Raw genomic sequence first — 16,079 nt, forward strand, 5'->3', positions numbered from 1 at the left:
GGTGTTCACATGGTGTCGGTTGCCGCTGCTGACTCTGACTTTGCATCAGCCCTGCTATGCCCTCACACCCCACGAGCACGGGGGTTGGGACCACAGGCCCCAACCCCCGTGCTCAAAACAAAACCTCCACAGGATGTAGGGAAAATATCAGCCTTTTGGCCTTATCTAAACAGAACCCATTTGGTACACTATGAGTATACGTATTACATATATAAATTCAAGGAGTCAGATGATGCTGCGTACAATGTTGCTTGCATTGCTACTCTCACTCTCTTTGCTGGTAGGCTGTGGCTCAGATCAGACTCATGCTCTGGAGGCGCAGGCGCAACCCCAAGCTGGGTTGGAGGCGGTTTTTGCGCCACAAAACCACGCAGGGCTGGCCGGTCGCGCCGAGGTACAACCAGTCACGCTCGTAGGCGTTGCCAATGCTGTGCCTCAAAGCCTGCACGGATCAACGGAACCAGTTAAGGAACCGTAAAACGTACATACTCGCATCTTGTCGAGCGCCAGATCACATGCTATGCTCTAAGCATAACGAGATGTGCTGGACACACATCATTGGAGCAACAGCATGGCTCGACAACAGGTGTTGATCACTGGCGCTACCGATGGTATCGGCTTGGCGCTCGCCCAGATCTATCTGGCACGAGGTGTTCGCGTCATCGCGGTTGGGCGCCGACCTGCTTCGGCGATTCCAGCCGTGTTGCGTCCTGACTATTGCCGGGTTGATCTCGCTCAACCCTTTGCCCCGGCATTGGTTGTGTCCTTCCTTCATCAACGTGGTCTCAACACCCTTGATCAGCTTATTCATTGCGCCGGTGTAGGTTCGTATGGGCCTGTTATGGCGCAAACATCGACTGAGCTTGCTACGTTGTTGCAGACGAATCTGTATGCGCCTATCGCCCTTACTCATGCGCTCCTCCCGCGCTTGATCGCGGCCCGCGGGCGCATCGTTTTCATTGGCTCGGTTGTTGCTGCCTTACCTGTGCCAGCGTATGCCGTCTATGGGGCAACCAAAGCGGCGCTTGAGGGCTTTGCCCGAAGTTTGCGGGTGGAATTAGCTGGTCACGTGATGGTTCAGGTGATCCATCCAGGGGCAACTCGTACTGCTATGCATCACAAAGTTGGTGCGCCTCTCGATCAGATCGGGTGGCAACGCTTTCCACCACCTGAACGAGTGGCTCGCCAGCTTGTGCGCGCCAGCGAACGTGGTACCGCCGTTGCAACGCTTGGAGCAGGCAATCGCATCATCCGTTTTGCTGGGATCTATCTGGGGAAGTCTGTTGAACGGGTTGTCCGTACTCGCACGATCCGCCAGGCTTCTGCGCCCGCTCAGCTACCAGTTCTTGCCCCATCTCAAGGTGTAGGTCACTGTGTCGTGACCGGTGGAGCGGATGGCATTGGACGCGCAATTGCCGAGCGTTATGCCGCTGAGGGATGGATCGTGACGCTCATCGATCGCGATCGGGCACGGGCAGATAAAATAGCCCGCGTTATGCGTGCGCAGGGGACAGCCGTTACAGTCATCGAAGCAGATCTGATCCAAGCAGTTGATCGCGCCCGGGTGCTCCAGCAACTAGACGCTTTGCCACCAGCCGATGTTTTTGTGCATAGTGCCGGCATTAGTCTGGTCGGACGTTTTGCGCAGAGCGATCTTCCCCGCCAACAAGCCGTACTTGATCTCAATCTGTACGCCCCCATGGATCTGACGGCAGGCTTGCTCAGGCAGAACCTGCTTGCCCCAGGCGCAACGCTGGTGATGATCGCCTCGCTTTCTGTCTATACTGGCTATCCAGGGGCTTCTGTCTATGCAGCCAGCAAAGATGGGCTCGCTGCGTATGCCCGTAGTCTTCGGGTTGCCCTCTCTCCCCAGGGGTTCAATGTATTGACCGTCTACCCCGGGCCAACGCGCACCGCTCATGCCCGACGTTACAGCCCCGATAATCGCCGTGAACGACGGCGGATGTCACCCGCGCATCTGGCGAACCTCATCGTTGCAGCGGTGCAACGGCGCACAACGAGCCTGATCCCAGGTTTTGCTAATCGGTTGCTTGCCACCAGCGGCCGGTTTTTCCCTTCGCTCACCGAAACATTGATGCAGCAGGCGATCCTCAAGAAGCTACCACGTACAGGAATGCTTTCAAACCAGGAATGAGGAGACGATCAACTATGCACAACGCGTTGATGCAAAAACTTGTCCAGGCCCTCATTGATGGCGATCAGGCGACGGCTGTCGCACAGACCCACCAGCTTCAGGCCGCAGGTCTTGCCCGTGAAGCGATTATCACTGACGGTATCGAGGCCGCCATGACCCAGTTGGATGCTCGGTGTACTGTCGAGCAGTTCAATTTGCTCGAGATTATGCTGGCGGGTCGGGCTGTGATGAGTGCGATGAAAGTGCTCTATCCAGGTGATGCCGCGATGTTTCCGTCGCAAGGGACGATCATTCTGGCCAGCCTGGAGGGCGATGTCCACGATCTGGGCAAGAATATCCTCAAAATGGTCTTGACCGCGAAAGGCTATCGCGTGGTTGACTGTGGCAAAGATTGTCCCGTTGACCGTTTGATCGCGACGGCACGCCAGGAAGCGCCGCTCGCTGTCGGTATCAGCGGGCTGATCACCACGGTGATCCCGCAGGTACGCCAGGTGCGAACGAAAATGCATGCCCTTGGCCTCACACAGATCAAAGTGATGGCTGGCGGGGCTGCGCTCAAGCAGGCGACCGTGCAGAGCTTGCAGGTTGATTTTATCGGCGAGACGGCCTTTGATTGCCTCCATTATGTCGAAACCCTCCCAGGAGGAGCGTTATGAATAGTCTCGAACGAATTCATGCTGCCCTTCTTTTCCAACCCCATGATCGGGTACCCGTCATCGCCCAGGTCTTTGGTCATGCGGCGATCCTGGCTGGTGTTGACTTGAAGGCCTATGTGCAAGATGGTGCGGTGCTTGCCGCATGTCAACGCGATGCTCTCGCTTACTACGATTACGACGCCGTCTTTGCATTGATGGACACGAGCGTGGAGACCGAAGCCGTCGGTTCGGTCTTGGACTATCGAACGAATGCCTATCCAACCGTACAAGCCTATGTGTTTGCCAAGCACGACGACCTTGCACAACTGCATCTGCCTGATCCACAATGCGACGGACGAATGCCAGAATTGCTGAAGGCGATCCGGATCTTGCGCCACGCTGTGGGCAACGAAGTGCTCGTGGTTGGCTGCGTGCTAGGCCCGATGACCCTGGTCAGCCAGTTGATGAGCCTCCAGGAGGCGCTCTACTTCGCGATCGATGCACCTGAGCAGTTCATCCAGTTACTTGACTTTGCCACGAGGGTGATCATTCGCTTTGGTGTCGCCCAGCTTGAAGCCGGGGCCCACCTGCCGATCATCTTTGAGCCATCATCCTCACCAGAGGTAATTCCAGCGGCATTCTTCCGTGAACTCATCCTTCCTCGCCTCAAAACGATCTGCAGCACCTTCACGCAGGCTGGGGCTATCTGTAACTGGCTGCATATCGCTGGGAAAAGCACACCAATTTTACCGTTCTATCCCGAGGCAGGGGTTGGCATTGCCAATTTCGATTTTTCCGTCGATCCCGCAAGTGCTATGCAAGCTCTACCGCAGACCTGCTTGGATGGCAATCTCAAGCCGCTCGCCTTTGTTGATGCGTCGCCAGCCTTCATCGCTGAGGAAGCGACGCACCTGCTGCAACACTTTGCCCAACGGGGAGGCTTTATCCTCTCTTCTGGCTGCGAAATTCCACCTGAAGCACGCCCAGAGAACATTACCGCTCTGGTGCAGGCGGCCCGTTAGGAGTTAGTGAATTACATTTTCTGATGCTTTGACGCAAAGACGCAAAGGCGCAAAGAGAGAAGCATTCCAGATGCCGGTTGTAACAATCAAACTGGACGAGGGTGAACGTCACCTGCCTTTTGAACCTGGCGTGTCGCTGCGCGAGCTCCTCGACACGACCGATATCCGGGTGCGCACGGCGTGCCGCGGCATCGGTGCCTGCGGTCTCTGTCGCGTACAGATCGAAGCCGGTGACGCCGGTGAGCCAACCCCTGGCGAGTATCTGCATCTGGACGACGCTGAACTCGCCAAGGGTTTCCGTCTCGCCTGCCAGATCATGCCCACCTCCGATCTACAGGTGACCATCCTGGCCCGTAGCCCGACCTCGGCCTGGCGCAATCTGCCCCTGGCGAACCGACGTTTTGAATATCTGTCTACCTTTCCCCGCCGCAATGTAACCCCAAAGATGCTCAACCCCTATGGCGTTGCCATTGATCTCGGGACAACCCATATCAGCCTTGCGCTCCATACGCTCATTGGGCATCAACGTCTGGCAGGACGCTATGGGTTGAATCCCCAAATAGCCGTCGGCTCAGATGTGATTACCCGTCTGGCTGCGGCGAGTGAAGATGCGGAACAGGCCCGTTATCTGCGTGACCTGGTTGTAAACGGCATTGCCGAGGCGCTCTTTGATCTTGGCCTCAGAGAAGGGCTCAACCTCGAACAGATCATCCGGCTCACCCTGGTTGGCAATACCGCGATGATCGCCCTCTTGTCAGGGCGCAACTATACCCAGTTGCTTCACCCGCGTTACTGGATGCAAGCAATTGATTGCTTGCCCGAAGATCCGCAGATCTGGATCGACCCGTGGGGCCTTCATCCCGAAGCCGAGATCGTCATCATTCCACCTCTGGCCGGGTTTGTTGGTTCTGATGTGTTGGCTGGCGTGCTCGCGATGAACCTGACCGATACGAGTGAACCAGCGCTCTTGATTGATTTTGGCACCAATTCAGAAATGGCCCTCTGGGATGGCACGACCCTCTGGGTTACGTCGGCCGCAGGGGGGCCAGCTTTTGAAGGGAGCGGCCTCCGCTGTGGGATGCCAGCCGAACCAGGGGCAATCTATCGCGTCACGCTCAACGATGGGGTGTTCGACCCCTTGGTGATTGCTGATACCGCCCCGCGTGGCATCTGTGGCTCGGGATTGGTTGATCTCATTGCCAACCTGATCAGCGCCGACCTCCTGACCAGCGTTGGACGGTTTGCGCCGCAGGTTCCCAACGAGGGGGTGTTCATTGCTCACGGCGAACGTAACATTGTGCTGACCCGCAAGGATGTTGACCTTTTTCAACGCGCCAAAGCCGCCATTGGCACAGGATGCCAGGTTTTGCTACGCGAGGCAGGCTTAAGCGCACAGGATCTCGGGCGCATCTGTCTTGGCGGTGCCTTCGGGCGTTTTCTTGATGTTCGCAACGCCCAGGCCATCGGCTTGCTCCCCAATATCAATCCAGATCGCGTTGAACTCTATGGCAACACGGCCTTGCTCGGGTGCGAAGATCTGCTCCGTTCACCTGTCGCCTGCGAACACCTGAATGACCTGCGCACCCAGACAACGATGATCAATCTGGGACAATGTGATGATTTTGATGAACTCTTTCTCGAAAACCTCTTCCTTCAACCATCGTGAAGCAGGCATGTGATGTCCAGGCACTGGCCCAACCAGCAAGGCTACCTCAACGCAGCCCTCAGAACAGTGCAGTACCTCGCCAGTTTGACCGTCCAGCAAGATATCTGGAGCGAGGTTGGCAAAGTGTTTGTCAATTTTTGGGGTGCCGATGTCGTCACCTTCGGGCGAGCGCAGGATGATGGAAGCATTACCTATCACCACTGGACATATGCCGATCACGATGTTGGAACCAACTTGACCAGCCTGATTACAAACCTGAGTCGCACCGTTGCGCACGAGCAGAGCATTGGTGCCGAAGTGCAGGAGGCGGTTCAGGAAGTCTTTGAGAGTGGCTTTTTCGCCTCACGGATCGTAGCGACACCTGAATCCTTATCGCTCGCTTTTTTGCCCGTGAATCAGGAAAACCAGATCACAGCCGTGCTACTGGTGGGCTATCGCATCGCTGAGCCGTTCCCCCGCGAACTGCTCAACATCTACCTGGCGATGACGGTTCTTCTTGGCACGACCGCAACTCGGCTCGCTTCAGAGATCGAAATCCGCCAACACCGTGAGCACCTTGAAAACCTGGTCAAAGAACGCACAACCAGACTGCTCGCGATCAATGAGCGCCTCCAACAAGAGATTGCTGACCGTAAGCGGGCCGAGCAAATCATCAAAGAGATGGCCTATCAAGACGCGCTGACGGGCCTCCCCAACCGCCGTCTCTTCAATGACCGCCTTGCGATTGCGATGGCCAATGCCCAGCGCAAACAGCAGAAACTGGCCGTGATGCTGCTCGACATTGATCGCTTCAAACAGATCAACGATACCCTCGGTCACAGTGTTGGTGACCAGTTATTGCAGGCACTGGGCCAACGCCTCTCGACGCTTATTCGTCGCAGTGATACTGCTGCCCGTCTCGGTGGCGATGAGTTTATCCTGATCTTGACCGAAATCATCACCTTTCAGAATGCAACCGCTATTGCCGAGAAGATCCAGGCTGCTTTACACAAGGATTTCTACCTGGATAACCATAGGCTCACCATTACCAGCAGCCTGGGCATCGCTCTTTTTCCTGACGATGGCACAGACGCCGAAACCCTGCTCAAGCATGCCGATAGCGCGATGTATCAGGCCAAAGAAGCCGGATACGGTGAATATCGCTGCTGGCAACCCCTCAGCAGAGAGGCCCAAGAGTAGGGCGAGTAACCTGCCTTGCGTCCCAGCATGGCCCCTTGGGGCCGCGCTGGGACGCATCTACCCCTCACGACGCTCGAGCAGGTAGTACCCTACATCTTTGTCAGGCGCATAGGCAGTCACCACAAAGCCCTGGGCAAAAGCGGCCTCGGCAAGCGCACGGATCTGGTAGCGCCACGCCCGCGCCCGTTGCAGATCGTTGACCAGCAGGCTGTTCACATCAAGTGGGATCTGCATCAGAAAGGCATCACCGATCGGCTCTTCACTTGGCTCAAGTGGGTTCGGGTTGGCAAGATGCGCCCGTGTGCGCAGCGCCTCGGCAGCGGGGCTACGGTACAGCCCCTGGCTCCGTGCCATCACAGCCTCATCGTTGAGCCACCACTCGACCTGAAAGCGGTCACTCGGCAAAACACCCTGCGGATCTTCGGGCTCTGGGCCATAGATATTGCGAATATAGGCACGGCTGATCGCCCCGAGTTTGCTGATATTCAACCGCGCATTGCGGCTGATCAGCGGATCAAACGTCCAGGTAATCAACGTGATCCCCTGCTTCAACATCTCTTCACGCTGCGCCCACTTGAGCCGCTCACCGATCCGGGCATCACGATACCCTGGCAGTACCGCCGCCATGTGCGAGGCATGTTTCAACTGACCTGCTTCGCTGCGCCCCAGAAAGCCAAAGGTAAAGCCAACCATTGGGTGGCCGGGAGCATCGCGATCAAACGCCCCCAGCACGCATCCTCCGTTGCGCTGCACCGTCAGCAACATATGGTGCGGCACAAACGCAAAATTGACCGGCCCCCACACCTGGCGCTGTATCTCTTCGCACGCCATGTATTCCTGATATCCCTGAACCACCCGTATCTCGATCGGCATTGATTACTCCATCTCTTGCAACCAGGCCAATTCGATCCCACTCAGCACCAGGCTCAGCGTACGTTGACTTGCGCTGTTCTCTTCGTCCGCACTGCTTGCGCTCAATATCAGTCGATGTTCACCCGGTTCCAGCAGGAGGTAGAGGGTGCGAACCACACTCGCGGGTTGCGCCGGAATGGTGTGGGTCGCAAGCGGTACCCTATCGAGCCAAATCGTCACGTCACGCGCTTCCGCATAACTCGCGAGGTTCAACAAGATCCGAACACGCTGAGGCGTCGAGGCGGCATTAACCAGCATAATGTCGCCTTGCGCACCCATCCAGCGCCAGCGTTGTACCTCGTTCTGCTCTTCATCGTACCAACCCGATCCAAAGTAGCCAAACGATGCCGCCGCTGTCTCAGGGATATGATACGCCTCGAGTACCGCATCGCTGTAGGTCGGGGCAACCTCGGGTAACACCTGCGCCAGTGCTGCTTCAACCAGAGGTTGTCGTTCGGGATGGATCGCATCCCAGTTGATCAGCACCTGGCCCACACCATAGTAGTTCAGCGAGGCAAGCGCAGAGCCAACCGGGTCGAGGAGTTGGCCTGCTTGAGGGCGCATCTGCCAGAAAGGCTCGATGCCAGGTGCATAGCTGACATCATACCGTGGAATGCGTGCCAGATACCCTCCCAGGATCGGGGCCTGATGAGACATCTGCGCTTTCTGCGGGGCAAAAGCTTTGTAGAGCGGCGGCGGGACATGCAGCAATGCTCCGTCGTCAGGGGCAATCGTCGCATAATAGGGGTGGATCGCCGCATCGTGCAGCCTCCACCGCACCGGCAGTAATTCAAAACTCAGCAGGCCCACGACGGTGCCAAGCACCAACCAAGAACGCAATGGCTGCCCGCGTTGCGTCTGTCGTGCCTCTGATACGTCTGGCGTGCCGCCACGCGGCTGCCCCGCAACCCGTGCCAGCACCTCACGCATGCCAAGCGCCGCCAGCGGAGCTAGGGCGAGCGTCGTGAGCATCGTGAAATGCAGGGGCCGCCGCGCAAAATCGGCTCCAGGCAACGTTTGCAACAACCGGTAGGGCATTGGCACCCCGGTCTGCCAGGGGCCAACCTGCAATTCTGGCCCAAGCGCAAAGAGCATCCCCACCCCAGCCAGGACCCACCAGCGCCAGGCCTGACGCCACGCCAGCACCCCGCCGATCAACGCCAGCGCCAGGATGGTGTACCCCAGCGCCACATTCCAATCGGCGCTCAACGGGTGCCAGGCCGCCCCCGCGGTCGCCGCGACCGTCGGACCCCAGAGCGGGTGCAGATAGCTGGGCAATGCAAAGTCGAGCAGATTCGCCGAAGAGATCCGCACCTCCTCGGGGTCAACCTCAACCAGATCACGCTCAGGGCCATAGAGACTCACCATGGCGGGGATCAACACAGGAGCCAGCACAAGCAGCGCTGTGAGCCCAATGACGACCCACTGCCGCAGCCACACGCCGTATTGCCGCAGCAGTTGCGGGTGACGCGGGTCGGGCGCGGGATTACGCCTTGCTCGCTCTGGCCCCTCTGGATGGGGAGAAGAGTCCGCCCGCGCCACCTCGGTCTTACCCACACTACGGGGAAGCCAGAGCAACGCAAAGGCCACACTCCAGACCAGCAGAAAGAGCAGGTAATACCAACTGGTATACCCCGTCAACGCCAGCATCAACCCGGCCAGCAGCGCATCGCGCACGCGACGGGTTTCGACCGCCCGCAACGCAAAGAAGGCATAAAACGCTGGCCACTGCACCGCCATCAACTCGAGCTGCCCATCATAGAGCCGGGTCATATGCAACGGTGCCCAGGCAAAGGCCAGGCCCCCGATCCACGCGGGCAGATGGGACCCACTGACCCGCAAGGCCAGCAGATAACCGGCCAGACCGGCCAGCACAAACGAGAGCAACGCCGCCGTATTGTAGCCCGCCACAGGCCCGAAAGTCAGCGTCACCGGCAACACCAGCAAACCATTGCTTACATTGAGCGGTTGCACATAGAGCAACGCACCCTGCGGATGAAAGAGCAACGGCGTCACAAACGGGTTCTGCCCAGTTGTCACCGCCAGGGCCGTCCACCAGACATGCCAGGTATGCTGCCAGCCATCCGCCCCGGCGATCGGGCCACCCTGGAGCGCCTGCCCAAAACGGGGCACCACGGGCAAAAAGACAAGCAGCGCCACCACGCAATAGCTCGCCACGACCCCCAACACCCCAGCAACCCACCGTTGCCGCCCCGAGCGCCCCGCCTCGGTCACTGCTGCTGCTCCTGTTGCTGCTCCTCGCTATCAGGCTCATCGGGGGGTAACACAGCCCCACCGAGCGGCTTGGTCTGTACCTCTTCGGCAGGAATAGGGGCCTCAGTCGGCATGACCTTGACCCCCACGGCCAGATGACTCTCGGCGCGCCCCTTAAAGACCCCGCGAGTGGGCGGCACATCGGCATAATCGCGACCGACAGCGGTTCGAATATGGCGGTCGGCGGCAATCAGATTATTGGTCGGGTCGAACCCGATCCAGCCAAGACCAGGCAGCAGGGCTTCGAGCCAGGCATGGGTCGCATCTTGCTCAGAGCGATCATGATCCTCGACGCGATGAAAGAGGTAGCCACTGACATAGCGGCACGGAACGCCCAGGAGACGTACCAGCGCAATCATAATATGGGCAAAATCCTGGCAGACCCCCCGCCGCGAATTCAGCGCCACATCAATCGGTGACTCCACCGTGGTCTGTTCAACATCATAGTCAAACACCTCGTACATCCGTCGATTCAGTTCACACAACAAACTGAGCGGATCATCACGACGGCGCACATCAAGTTCCTGCGCGAGACGTTTGAGTTCAGCTGTTGGCCGGGCAAAATGGCTGGGTACGAGGAAATCCCAGACATCCTCGTTCGCCTTCAGCGCATCAAGCTGATACCAGGCAGCAGGATCGAGTGCATAAGGCAATGGATCAAACGGAGGCAAAATGACCAGCGCTTCGGCCGTCAGCGTAATCGAGCGATGCGGGGCTGGAATATCAAAATGATGGATAATATTGCCAAACGAATCGGTATAACTATTCACCCGTGCCGATGGCGTTGTCGTCAACTTGAAACTCAGACAACGCTGCAACCCTTCTGAGCGAGGCTGCATCCGTACTTCGGTCACATTCTCAGTCACAGGTGCACTATACCGATAGCGAGTTTTGTGTAAAATCGAGTAATACATAAGGAGAAGCTACTGAACAATCGCTGACTCAACCGAATACGTAATATAGGCCTGATAGATCGCTGCGTGAATCGCCCCGCACTGGCGGCGAATAGCATCAAGATACGCATGCATATCTTCGGCCATAATCTCATCGACCTGACCATAATCAAGCGAAGCGCGCAAACGTCCGGCGAGCCGTTCGGCCCGGCCAGCCCAGCGCGACCCGGTTGAACGAGAAATAGCCTGGAGGCCGCGTTCGATCCGGTCAGCGGCAAAACGCACCGAACGTGGTGACTCGCTATCGAGTAACAGAAATTCTGCGACCGAGGGAGGTTGCACATCAGCCGTATAGACCTTGCAGTAGGCCTCAAAAGCGGTACAACTCTTGAGCAACGTCACCCAATCATTAAACTCAAGCTGAGCAACGCCTTCCGCCTCGGGCGTAAAATAGACCTGAAAATGAGTGTCGAGCAGCTTCGCGGTCGCCCCGGCCCGTTCGAGGTAGCGTCCAACCTGAATAAAAAACCAGCCCTCACCGTGACTCATCGTGGCATCGGTAATGCCCTGAAAGAGATGCGCCCCCTCCTTCAAGCGCTGATAGAACTCAATTGGCTCACCCTGCCAGATCTGGGCTGCCGATGATGCGCGTACACGCAAATAGACCCGGTTCAACTGTTCCCACATCTCGGAACTGATCTGTTCGCGTACCTGGCGCGCATTAGCACGGGCCGAGGCAATGCACGAGACAATCGAATGAGGATTCTCGGCATCAAACGTCAGCGACGCCGTAATCCGTGAGGCATCAGCCTCTCCATCAGCCAACGAGGATGCCCCAAGCGCCTCGAGCAAACGCACCCAACGCGGATGCGCCTGCCGGGGGCTCTGGTCAATGGTCTGCATCAAACCGACCGCCAGCACCCGCGCCGTATGTTCAGCCCGTTCGAGGTAGCGACTCATCCAGTAGAGGTTATCAGCAACCCGCGAGAGCATTGGTTTCGCAGTTATATCAGGCATAGGTTTCTGCCATGCTATTACTCAAAGAGCACCCAGGTATCTTTGCTACCACCGCCTTGTGACGAATTGACGACTAGCGAACCTTTGCGCAGAGCCACACGGGTCAGGCCACCCGGCACAATCGTGATCTGATCGTCGCCACTATTCAGAATATAGGGGCGCAAATCAACGTGCCGTGGCTCGACGGCCCCATCCACAAAACAGGGTGCCCGTGAGAGTTGCAAGGTCGGTTGGGCAATATAATTGCGGGGTTCATGCTGGATCAAGCGTCGGAAGCGCTCGCGTTCTTCGGCGGTACTATGTGGCCCGATCAGCATACCATAGCCACCCGACTCACCGACCGACTTGACAACCAGTTTGTCGAGATGATCAAGCACATAGCTTCGTTGCCTATCATCTTCGCACAGATAGGTTTCGACATTGGGCAAAATCGGCTCAACCCCCATGTAATACTGGATAATCTTCGGGACATAGGCATAAATGGCCTTGTCATCAGCGACACCCGTACCAACCGCATTCGCAAGCACCACATTGCCCGCCCGATAGGCGTTGAAGAGCCCGGCCACCCCGAGGATCGAGTCGGGGCGGAAGGCGAGTGGATCAATGAAATCATCGTCAATGCGCCGATAGATTACATCAACCTGGCGGAGACCAGCCGTGGTACGCATATAGACGACCGAGTCGTGGACGAGCAGATCGCGCCCTTCGACCAGTTCAACGCCCATCTGACGGGCCAGGAAGGTATGTTCAAAATAGGCCGAATTAAACACCCCTGGGGTCAGCACCACAATCGTCGGATCAGGCCGATGAGACGGGGCAAGCGAACGCAGCGTTGTCAACAGTACTTGCCCATAATGGTCAATTGGGCGCACACCCGTATGCGCAAAGAGGCGTGGAAAAGCCCGCTTCATCACCCCGCGGTTGGTCAGCATATAACTGACCCCGCTGGGCACTCGCAGATTATCTTCCAGCACCGCAAACTCGCCCGAAGGCAAGCGCACTAGATCCGTTCCGACAACCGACGTGTAAATCTTGCCCGGCACATCCACGCCACGCATCTCACGGCGATAGTGGTGGCACGTATAGACAAGTTCACGGGGAATGACCTTGTCGGCCAGGATCTTGCCCTCGTGGTAGATGTCGTTCAGGAACATATTCAGCGCCATAATGCGCTGTTTCAGCCCCGCTTCGATCACCGCCCACTCACTCGACGTAATAATCCGAGGTAACAGGTCATACGGAAAGATCCGCTCGGTACCCTCGGTATCACCATAGACTGTGAAGGTAATGCCCTGGTTCAGAAACGTCAGATCGGCATAACGTTGCCGCCCGTGCAGATCCTCAGCGGATAATTCCAACAAACGGCGATACAACGGCATGTACGGCGGACGCACCCGACCCTCTGCCGTAAACATCTCGTCATAGGCGGTATCGAGGGTGTAGCTGTTGAACAGCGGGTGATCGATCTCAGGAGCGCTGCGTTCAGTGAGCATAGGATATCCAGAGCTACATCTGTCACTGCAAAAACAGAGATCACAAGAGAGGTAGAGGCGGGCAGCGCTGCCCAGACTGCTTCAGTTTGGCTCTCAGGGTTAGTGGATATAGTACTGCGTGCCTCGCATTTCGTCAACTAGAATCAACGACACGCGGTCTACTTGACCGCGTGTCTCGCTTCGCCAGCGTGTTGTGCTGCCCATTTGCGCTGCACAACGCTCAATCACCCATCCCATCAGCCGTTGCGGGAATGACGCGGCGCTGCAAATCGGTCTCTTTCACCCGCACGACATTCCAGACGAGACCAACCCGTTCGAGCCCTCGGATCAGGTAGGCCGAAAAGTCGATTTGCCACCAGCGCAGCCCATGAAAGGCCGAACGGGGAAAGGCGTGATGGTTGTTGTGCCAGCCTTCGCCAAAGGCGAGCAGGCCCACCAGGAAGTTGTTCCGACTCGCGTCGCGGGTCTGATAATCACGCCGTCCAAACGTATGACAGATCGAGTTGACACTCCAGGTGATGTGGTGCGTCAAAAAGATGCGGACCAATCCACCCCAGAGCAACCCACTCCACCCGGCAATCAGGGTCGGAATGATCAAACCGACTGCCACCCAGAGCACCCAGGTCTTCGCGACCCACACGACATCGGGGTCTTTCTTGAGCCAGGTGCCGTACACGTCAATCTTGTGCTTGTGGTTGAACATCCAGCCCACATGCGCATGCCAGAGCCCTTCGAGCGGGCTGTGCGGGTCATCCTCGCCGTCCGAATGGGCATGGTGCTGAATATGTGTTGAAGCCCAGGTGATAGGATCACCTTCGAGAGCCATGCTCCCCGAGATGAGCATCAAGCGCTTCATCCACCAGGTCGTCTCAAAGCTCTTGTGGGTAAGCAGGCGGTGAAAACCCACGGTAATGCCGAGCCCCGAAATAATGTAGAGCACTAGCATCAGTGTGAGGTCAACCCAGTTGACCCACTGATTCCAGAGCATGACGATTGCCACAATGGTACCAAGAAAGGGAATGACGACCACTGCAAGCACAACCAGCTTTTCGGCCAATGATTTCTCGATGACAGGTTCTTCAGCCACTCGATTGGGGACAGTGCGTGCCATAGGTATTTCCTCTGAAAGTAGTGTTGCGAAGGCCGTCGCTGCGGCGCACGTGCGGCGCTATACATACGACGTCCTCCTCCTTTCAGCAGTATACGTTGCTGGCGCGCCCCCCGGAAGTGCTACTAGTCTAGTCAGCAGTCACGTTCCGAATTCCTTGTGCCTTCTGTCACATATGACTGGAGACATATGCCTCTAGAGGGAAGACCCGTCTCATTGGCCTTGGCGCTGGCTGCTATCAGGCGGCGTTTCGGGCATCGGCAAGAGCGGCGCAATTGGGTTGACCAGGCGATCAACAATGGCCCCAAGCCGCTGAAACTGTGGCCCGAGCTCGGTCTCTGCGAGCGGAATCCTCACTGGCACATCGAGTTGTACTGGAATAGATGTAACAAGTTTGACATTCATATTCAGATCAACAGGCAACTCAAGACCAGCAGGAAGCGCAATGTTGACGGTAGCGTTGAGGTTTCCCCCGCCACCTGGGAAGGTAATTGCTGCAGGTGCTACGAGTGATACTGATTCGGTCAGACGCACAATATTGCGCTCGGTCATGATCGTCTCGGGATTGATCGGCACATCAAGCTCGATCGGCAAGCGGGTATCAAGCGGCACGGTATAGATAATCGTGGCACCTTCGAGATCTTTCACCACATCTTGCAACTCAGAGAGATTGGCCGCCGCAAACGTCTGGGTATTGCCGACAATCGAATTGACTTGATTACGATGATTCAACAAAATACCGCCCAGGACCCCAACGATGATCAGCAAGATCGCGTTGATAAAAAACGAGGTCCAAATCAAGGCTTTGTAGAGAGGCGCAAGACGGGCATACCGGGGGCGTGTCGCAACTTCAGGGGTTGCTGATGCATGTGACTGAGTGACAGGTTCGACGGCCATGCTGAACCTCCCTCGATTCTGTTGTGGCCTAACTCAAGACATAACGTGACTGATCACAGTCTACTGAGCAGGATCATACCACGCCCCATCAAAGCTGTAAAGCCTTTGTTACCTGGCCCTACTCGGCGCGTTTCATGTAGGCCGTAACCCCATTAAGGCCAACGCGCCGTTCCAGTTCGCGCACACGTTCCATGGCCGGGCGGTAGGGATGCTGGGCTTCAAGCATGCGCTGAGCCGCACGAGTACAACCAAGCCAGCAGAGATGCTGGTAGGCGACCCATTCGGCATGCCCCTCGCGTAATTCATCATCCTGGAGCAATGGACAATGTTCGCCCTGCCAGGCATGCGCATATTCATGGGCTACCGTGGTGCGGTAGGTCAACCGTGGCAACCCATAGAGCATATAGATTGCCCGCAGATGCCCGCGACGCTGATAGATACCCAATGTCTGCAAGCCTGGCCCTGGGGTTGTGCCTCCTTCGCTCCGGAGAGCTTCGAGGGTCGGTGCATCAATGACCCGCAGGGCGACACCTACATTGAGCGTCATGCCGAGTTGTGCAACCACCCCGGCAACAGTTTCGTCAAAGAGCGCCTGCGCAACCAGCGGGTCATAGGTAGCGGTGATATGACAATGTGTGCAGTGCAAACGGCCATCATGCAAGCGCCAGTGATATTCACCTACTGGTGCACCGCAACTTGCGCAACGAGGTCGCGTCGCCATGCAATTGGCACAGTAACGCTCGCGCCGCCCCACAAGGGTGAAGTAGTTATCGCGTAACTCGTTCCCACACGCCGCACAGTGCTCTTGATTCCACATACTGGCCCTTC

Annotated in this window: 14 protein-coding genes; 6 read left to right on the forward strand and 8 right to left on the reverse strand. The window is 57.2% G+C overall.

All coding sequences use genetic code 11. The features are described 5' to 3' along the window. Nucleotides 1-229 precede the first annotated feature (229 nt). The 6 genes from EYB53_RS21920 (at nucleotide 230) to EYB53_RS21945 (ending at nucleotide 6,657) form a co-directional block, all read left to right on the forward strand. Nucleotides 230-478 (forward strand): hypothetical protein, encoded by a 249-nt coding sequence (locus EYB53_RS21920; protein WP_135481092.1) that lies wholly within the window; start codon nucleotides 230-232, stop codon nucleotides 476-478. A gap of 93 nt (nucleotides 479-571) precedes the next feature. After that, the gene (locus EYB53_RS21925; RefSeq protein ID WP_135481094.1) at nucleotides 572-2,155 is read left to right on the forward strand and encodes an SDR family NAD(P)-dependent oxidoreductase; all 1,584 of its coding nucleotides are present in this window, start codon (nucleotides 572-574) and stop codon (nucleotides 2,153-2,155) included. A 14-nt stretch (nucleotides 2,156-2,169) separates the two neighbouring features. Then, nucleotides 2,170-2,811, forward strand: coding sequence for a cobalamin B12-binding domain-containing protein (locus EYB53_RS21930; RefSeq protein ID WP_135481096.1), 642 nt, complete (start codon nucleotides 2,170-2,172; stop codon nucleotides 2,809-2,811). Further along, nucleotides 2,808-3,812 (forward strand): uroporphyrinogen decarboxylase family protein, encoded by a 1,005-nt coding sequence (locus tag EYB53_RS21935; protein ID WP_135481098.1) that lies wholly within the window; start codon nucleotides 2,808-2,810, stop codon nucleotides 3,810-3,812. Before EYB53_RS21930 ends, EYB53_RS21935 begins: the two co-directional genes overlap by 4 nt. 70 nt (nucleotides 3,813-3,882) lie before the next feature. After that, nucleotides 3,883-5,478 carry an ASKHA domain-containing protein gene (locus EYB53_RS21940; protein WP_135481100.1) on the forward strand — a complete coding sequence of 532 codons (1,596 nt, stop codon included), beginning with the start codon at nucleotides 3,883-3,885 and terminating at the stop codon, nucleotides 5,476-5,478. Nucleotides 5,479-5,490: 12 nt separating this feature from the next. Then, nucleotides 5,491-6,657, forward strand: a complete 1,167-nt coding sequence (locus EYB53_RS21945; protein WP_135481102.1) for a GGDEF domain-containing protein — start codon at nucleotides 5,491-5,493, stop codon at nucleotides 6,655-6,657. A 57-nt stretch (nucleotides 6,658-6,714) separates the two neighbouring features. On the opposite strand, the gene EYB53_RS21950 is transcribed toward EYB53_RS21945, so the two are convergent. From EYB53_RS21950 to EYB53_RS21985, 8 genes are all read right to left on the reverse strand, one after another. Further along, nucleotides 6,715-7,530, reverse strand: a complete 816-nt coding sequence (locus tag EYB53_RS21950; protein WP_135481104.1) for a hypothetical protein — start codon at nucleotides 7,528-7,530, stop codon at nucleotides 6,715-6,717. Nucleotides 7,531-7,533: 3 nt separating this feature from the next. Beyond that, nucleotides 7,534-9,804 (reverse strand): putative glycosyltransferase family protein, encoded by a 2,271-nt coding sequence (locus EYB53_RS21955; RefSeq protein WP_135481106.1) that lies wholly within the window; start codon nucleotides 9,802-9,804, stop codon nucleotides 7,534-7,536. Then, nucleotides 9,801-10,709 carry a transglutaminase family protein gene (locus EYB53_RS21960; protein WP_371879147.1) on the reverse strand — a complete coding sequence of 303 codons (909 nt, stop codon included), beginning with the start codon at nucleotides 10,707-10,709 and terminating at the stop codon, nucleotides 9,801-9,803. Before EYB53_RS21960 ends, EYB53_RS21955 begins: the two co-directional genes overlap by 4 nt. A 57-nt stretch (nucleotides 10,710-10,766) precedes the next feature. Further along, entirely contained in the window at nucleotides 10,767-11,753 is a 987-nt protein-coding gene (locus EYB53_RS21965; protein WP_254151187.1) for an alpha-E domain-containing protein, read from the reverse strand. Nucleotides 11,754-11,770: 17 nt separating this feature from the next. Continuing rightward, the gene (locus EYB53_RS21970; protein ID WP_135481110.1) at nucleotides 11,771-13,246 is read right to left on the reverse strand and encodes a circularly permuted type 2 ATP-grasp protein; all 1,476 of its coding nucleotides are present in this window, start codon (nucleotides 13,244-13,246) and stop codon (nucleotides 11,771-11,773) included. A 220-nt stretch (nucleotides 13,247-13,466) separates the two neighbouring features. Beyond that, complete coding sequence (locus EYB53_RS21975; protein ID WP_097651027.1) at nucleotides 13,467-14,357, reverse strand: acyl-CoA desaturase; 891 nt, start codon at nucleotides 14,355-14,357, stop codon at nucleotides 13,467-13,469. Nucleotides 14,358-14,567: 210 nt separating this feature from the next. Beyond that, nucleotides 14,568-15,251 (reverse strand): hypothetical protein, encoded by a 684-nt coding sequence (locus EYB53_RS21980; RefSeq protein ID WP_135481112.1) that lies wholly within the window; start codon nucleotides 15,249-15,251, stop codon nucleotides 14,568-14,570. A 118-nt stretch (nucleotides 15,252-15,369) separates the two neighbouring features. Continuing rightward, complete coding sequence (locus tag EYB53_RS21985) at nucleotides 15,370-16,068, reverse strand: protein DA1 (protein WP_135481114.1); 699 nt, start codon at nucleotides 16,066-16,068, stop codon at nucleotides 15,370-15,372. Between the last annotated feature and the right edge of the window lie 11 nt (nucleotides 16,069-16,079).

This window comes from Candidatus Chloroploca mongolica (assembly GCF_004762035.2).
Lineage (GTDB): Bacteria > Chloroflexota > Chloroflexia > Chloroflexales > Chloroflexaceae > Chloroploca > Chloroploca mongolica.

What these genes read in the sequence shown, in the direction of transcription:
- EYB53_RS21920 (WP_135481092.1), top strand. Translation starts at nt 230, where the DNA reads ATGATGCTGCGTACAATGTTGCTTGCATTGCTACTCTCACTCTCTTTG.
- EYB53_RS21925 (WP_135481094.1), top strand. Translation starts at nt 572, where the DNA reads ATGGCTCGACAACAGGTGTTGATCACTGGCGCTACCGATGGTATCGGC.
- EYB53_RS21930 (WP_135481096.1), top strand. Translation starts at nt 2,170, where the DNA reads ATGCACAACGCGTTGATGCAAAAACTTGTCCAGGCCCTCATTGATGGC.
- EYB53_RS21935 (WP_135481098.1), top strand. Translation starts at nt 2,808, where the DNA reads ATGAATAGTCTCGAACGAATTCATGCTGCCCTTCTTTTCCAACCCCAT.
- EYB53_RS21940 (WP_135481100.1), top strand. Translation starts at nt 3,883, where the DNA reads ATGCCGGTTGTAACAATCAAACTGGACGAGGGTGAACGTCACCTGCCT.
- EYB53_RS21945 (WP_135481102.1), top strand. Translation starts at nt 5,491, where the DNA reads ATGTCCAGGCACTGGCCCAACCAGCAAGGCTACCTCAACGCAGCCCTC.
- EYB53_RS21950 (WP_135481104.1), bottom strand. Translation starts at nt 7,530, where the DNA reads ATGCCGATCGAGATACGGGTGGTTCAGGGATATCAGGAATACATGGCG.
- EYB53_RS21965 (WP_254151187.1), bottom strand. Translation starts at nt 11,753, where the DNA reads ATGCCTGATATAACTGCGAAACCAATGCTCTCGCGGGTTGCTGATAAC.
- EYB53_RS21970 (WP_135481110.1), bottom strand. Translation starts at nt 13,246, where the DNA reads ATGCTCACTGAACGCAGCGCTCCTGAGATCGATCACCCGCTGTTCAAC.
- EYB53_RS21975 (WP_097651027.1), bottom strand. Translation starts at nt 14,357, where the DNA reads ATGGCACGCACTGTCCCCAATCGAGTGGCTGAAGAACCTGTCATCGAG.
- EYB53_RS21980 (WP_135481112.1), bottom strand. Translation starts at nt 15,251, where the DNA reads ATGGCCGTCGAACCTGTCACTCAGTCACATGCATCAGCAACCCCTGAA.
- EYB53_RS21985 (WP_135481114.1), bottom strand. Translation starts at nt 16,068, where the DNA reads ATGTGGAATCAAGAGCACTGTGCGGCGTGTGGGAACGAGTTACGCGAT.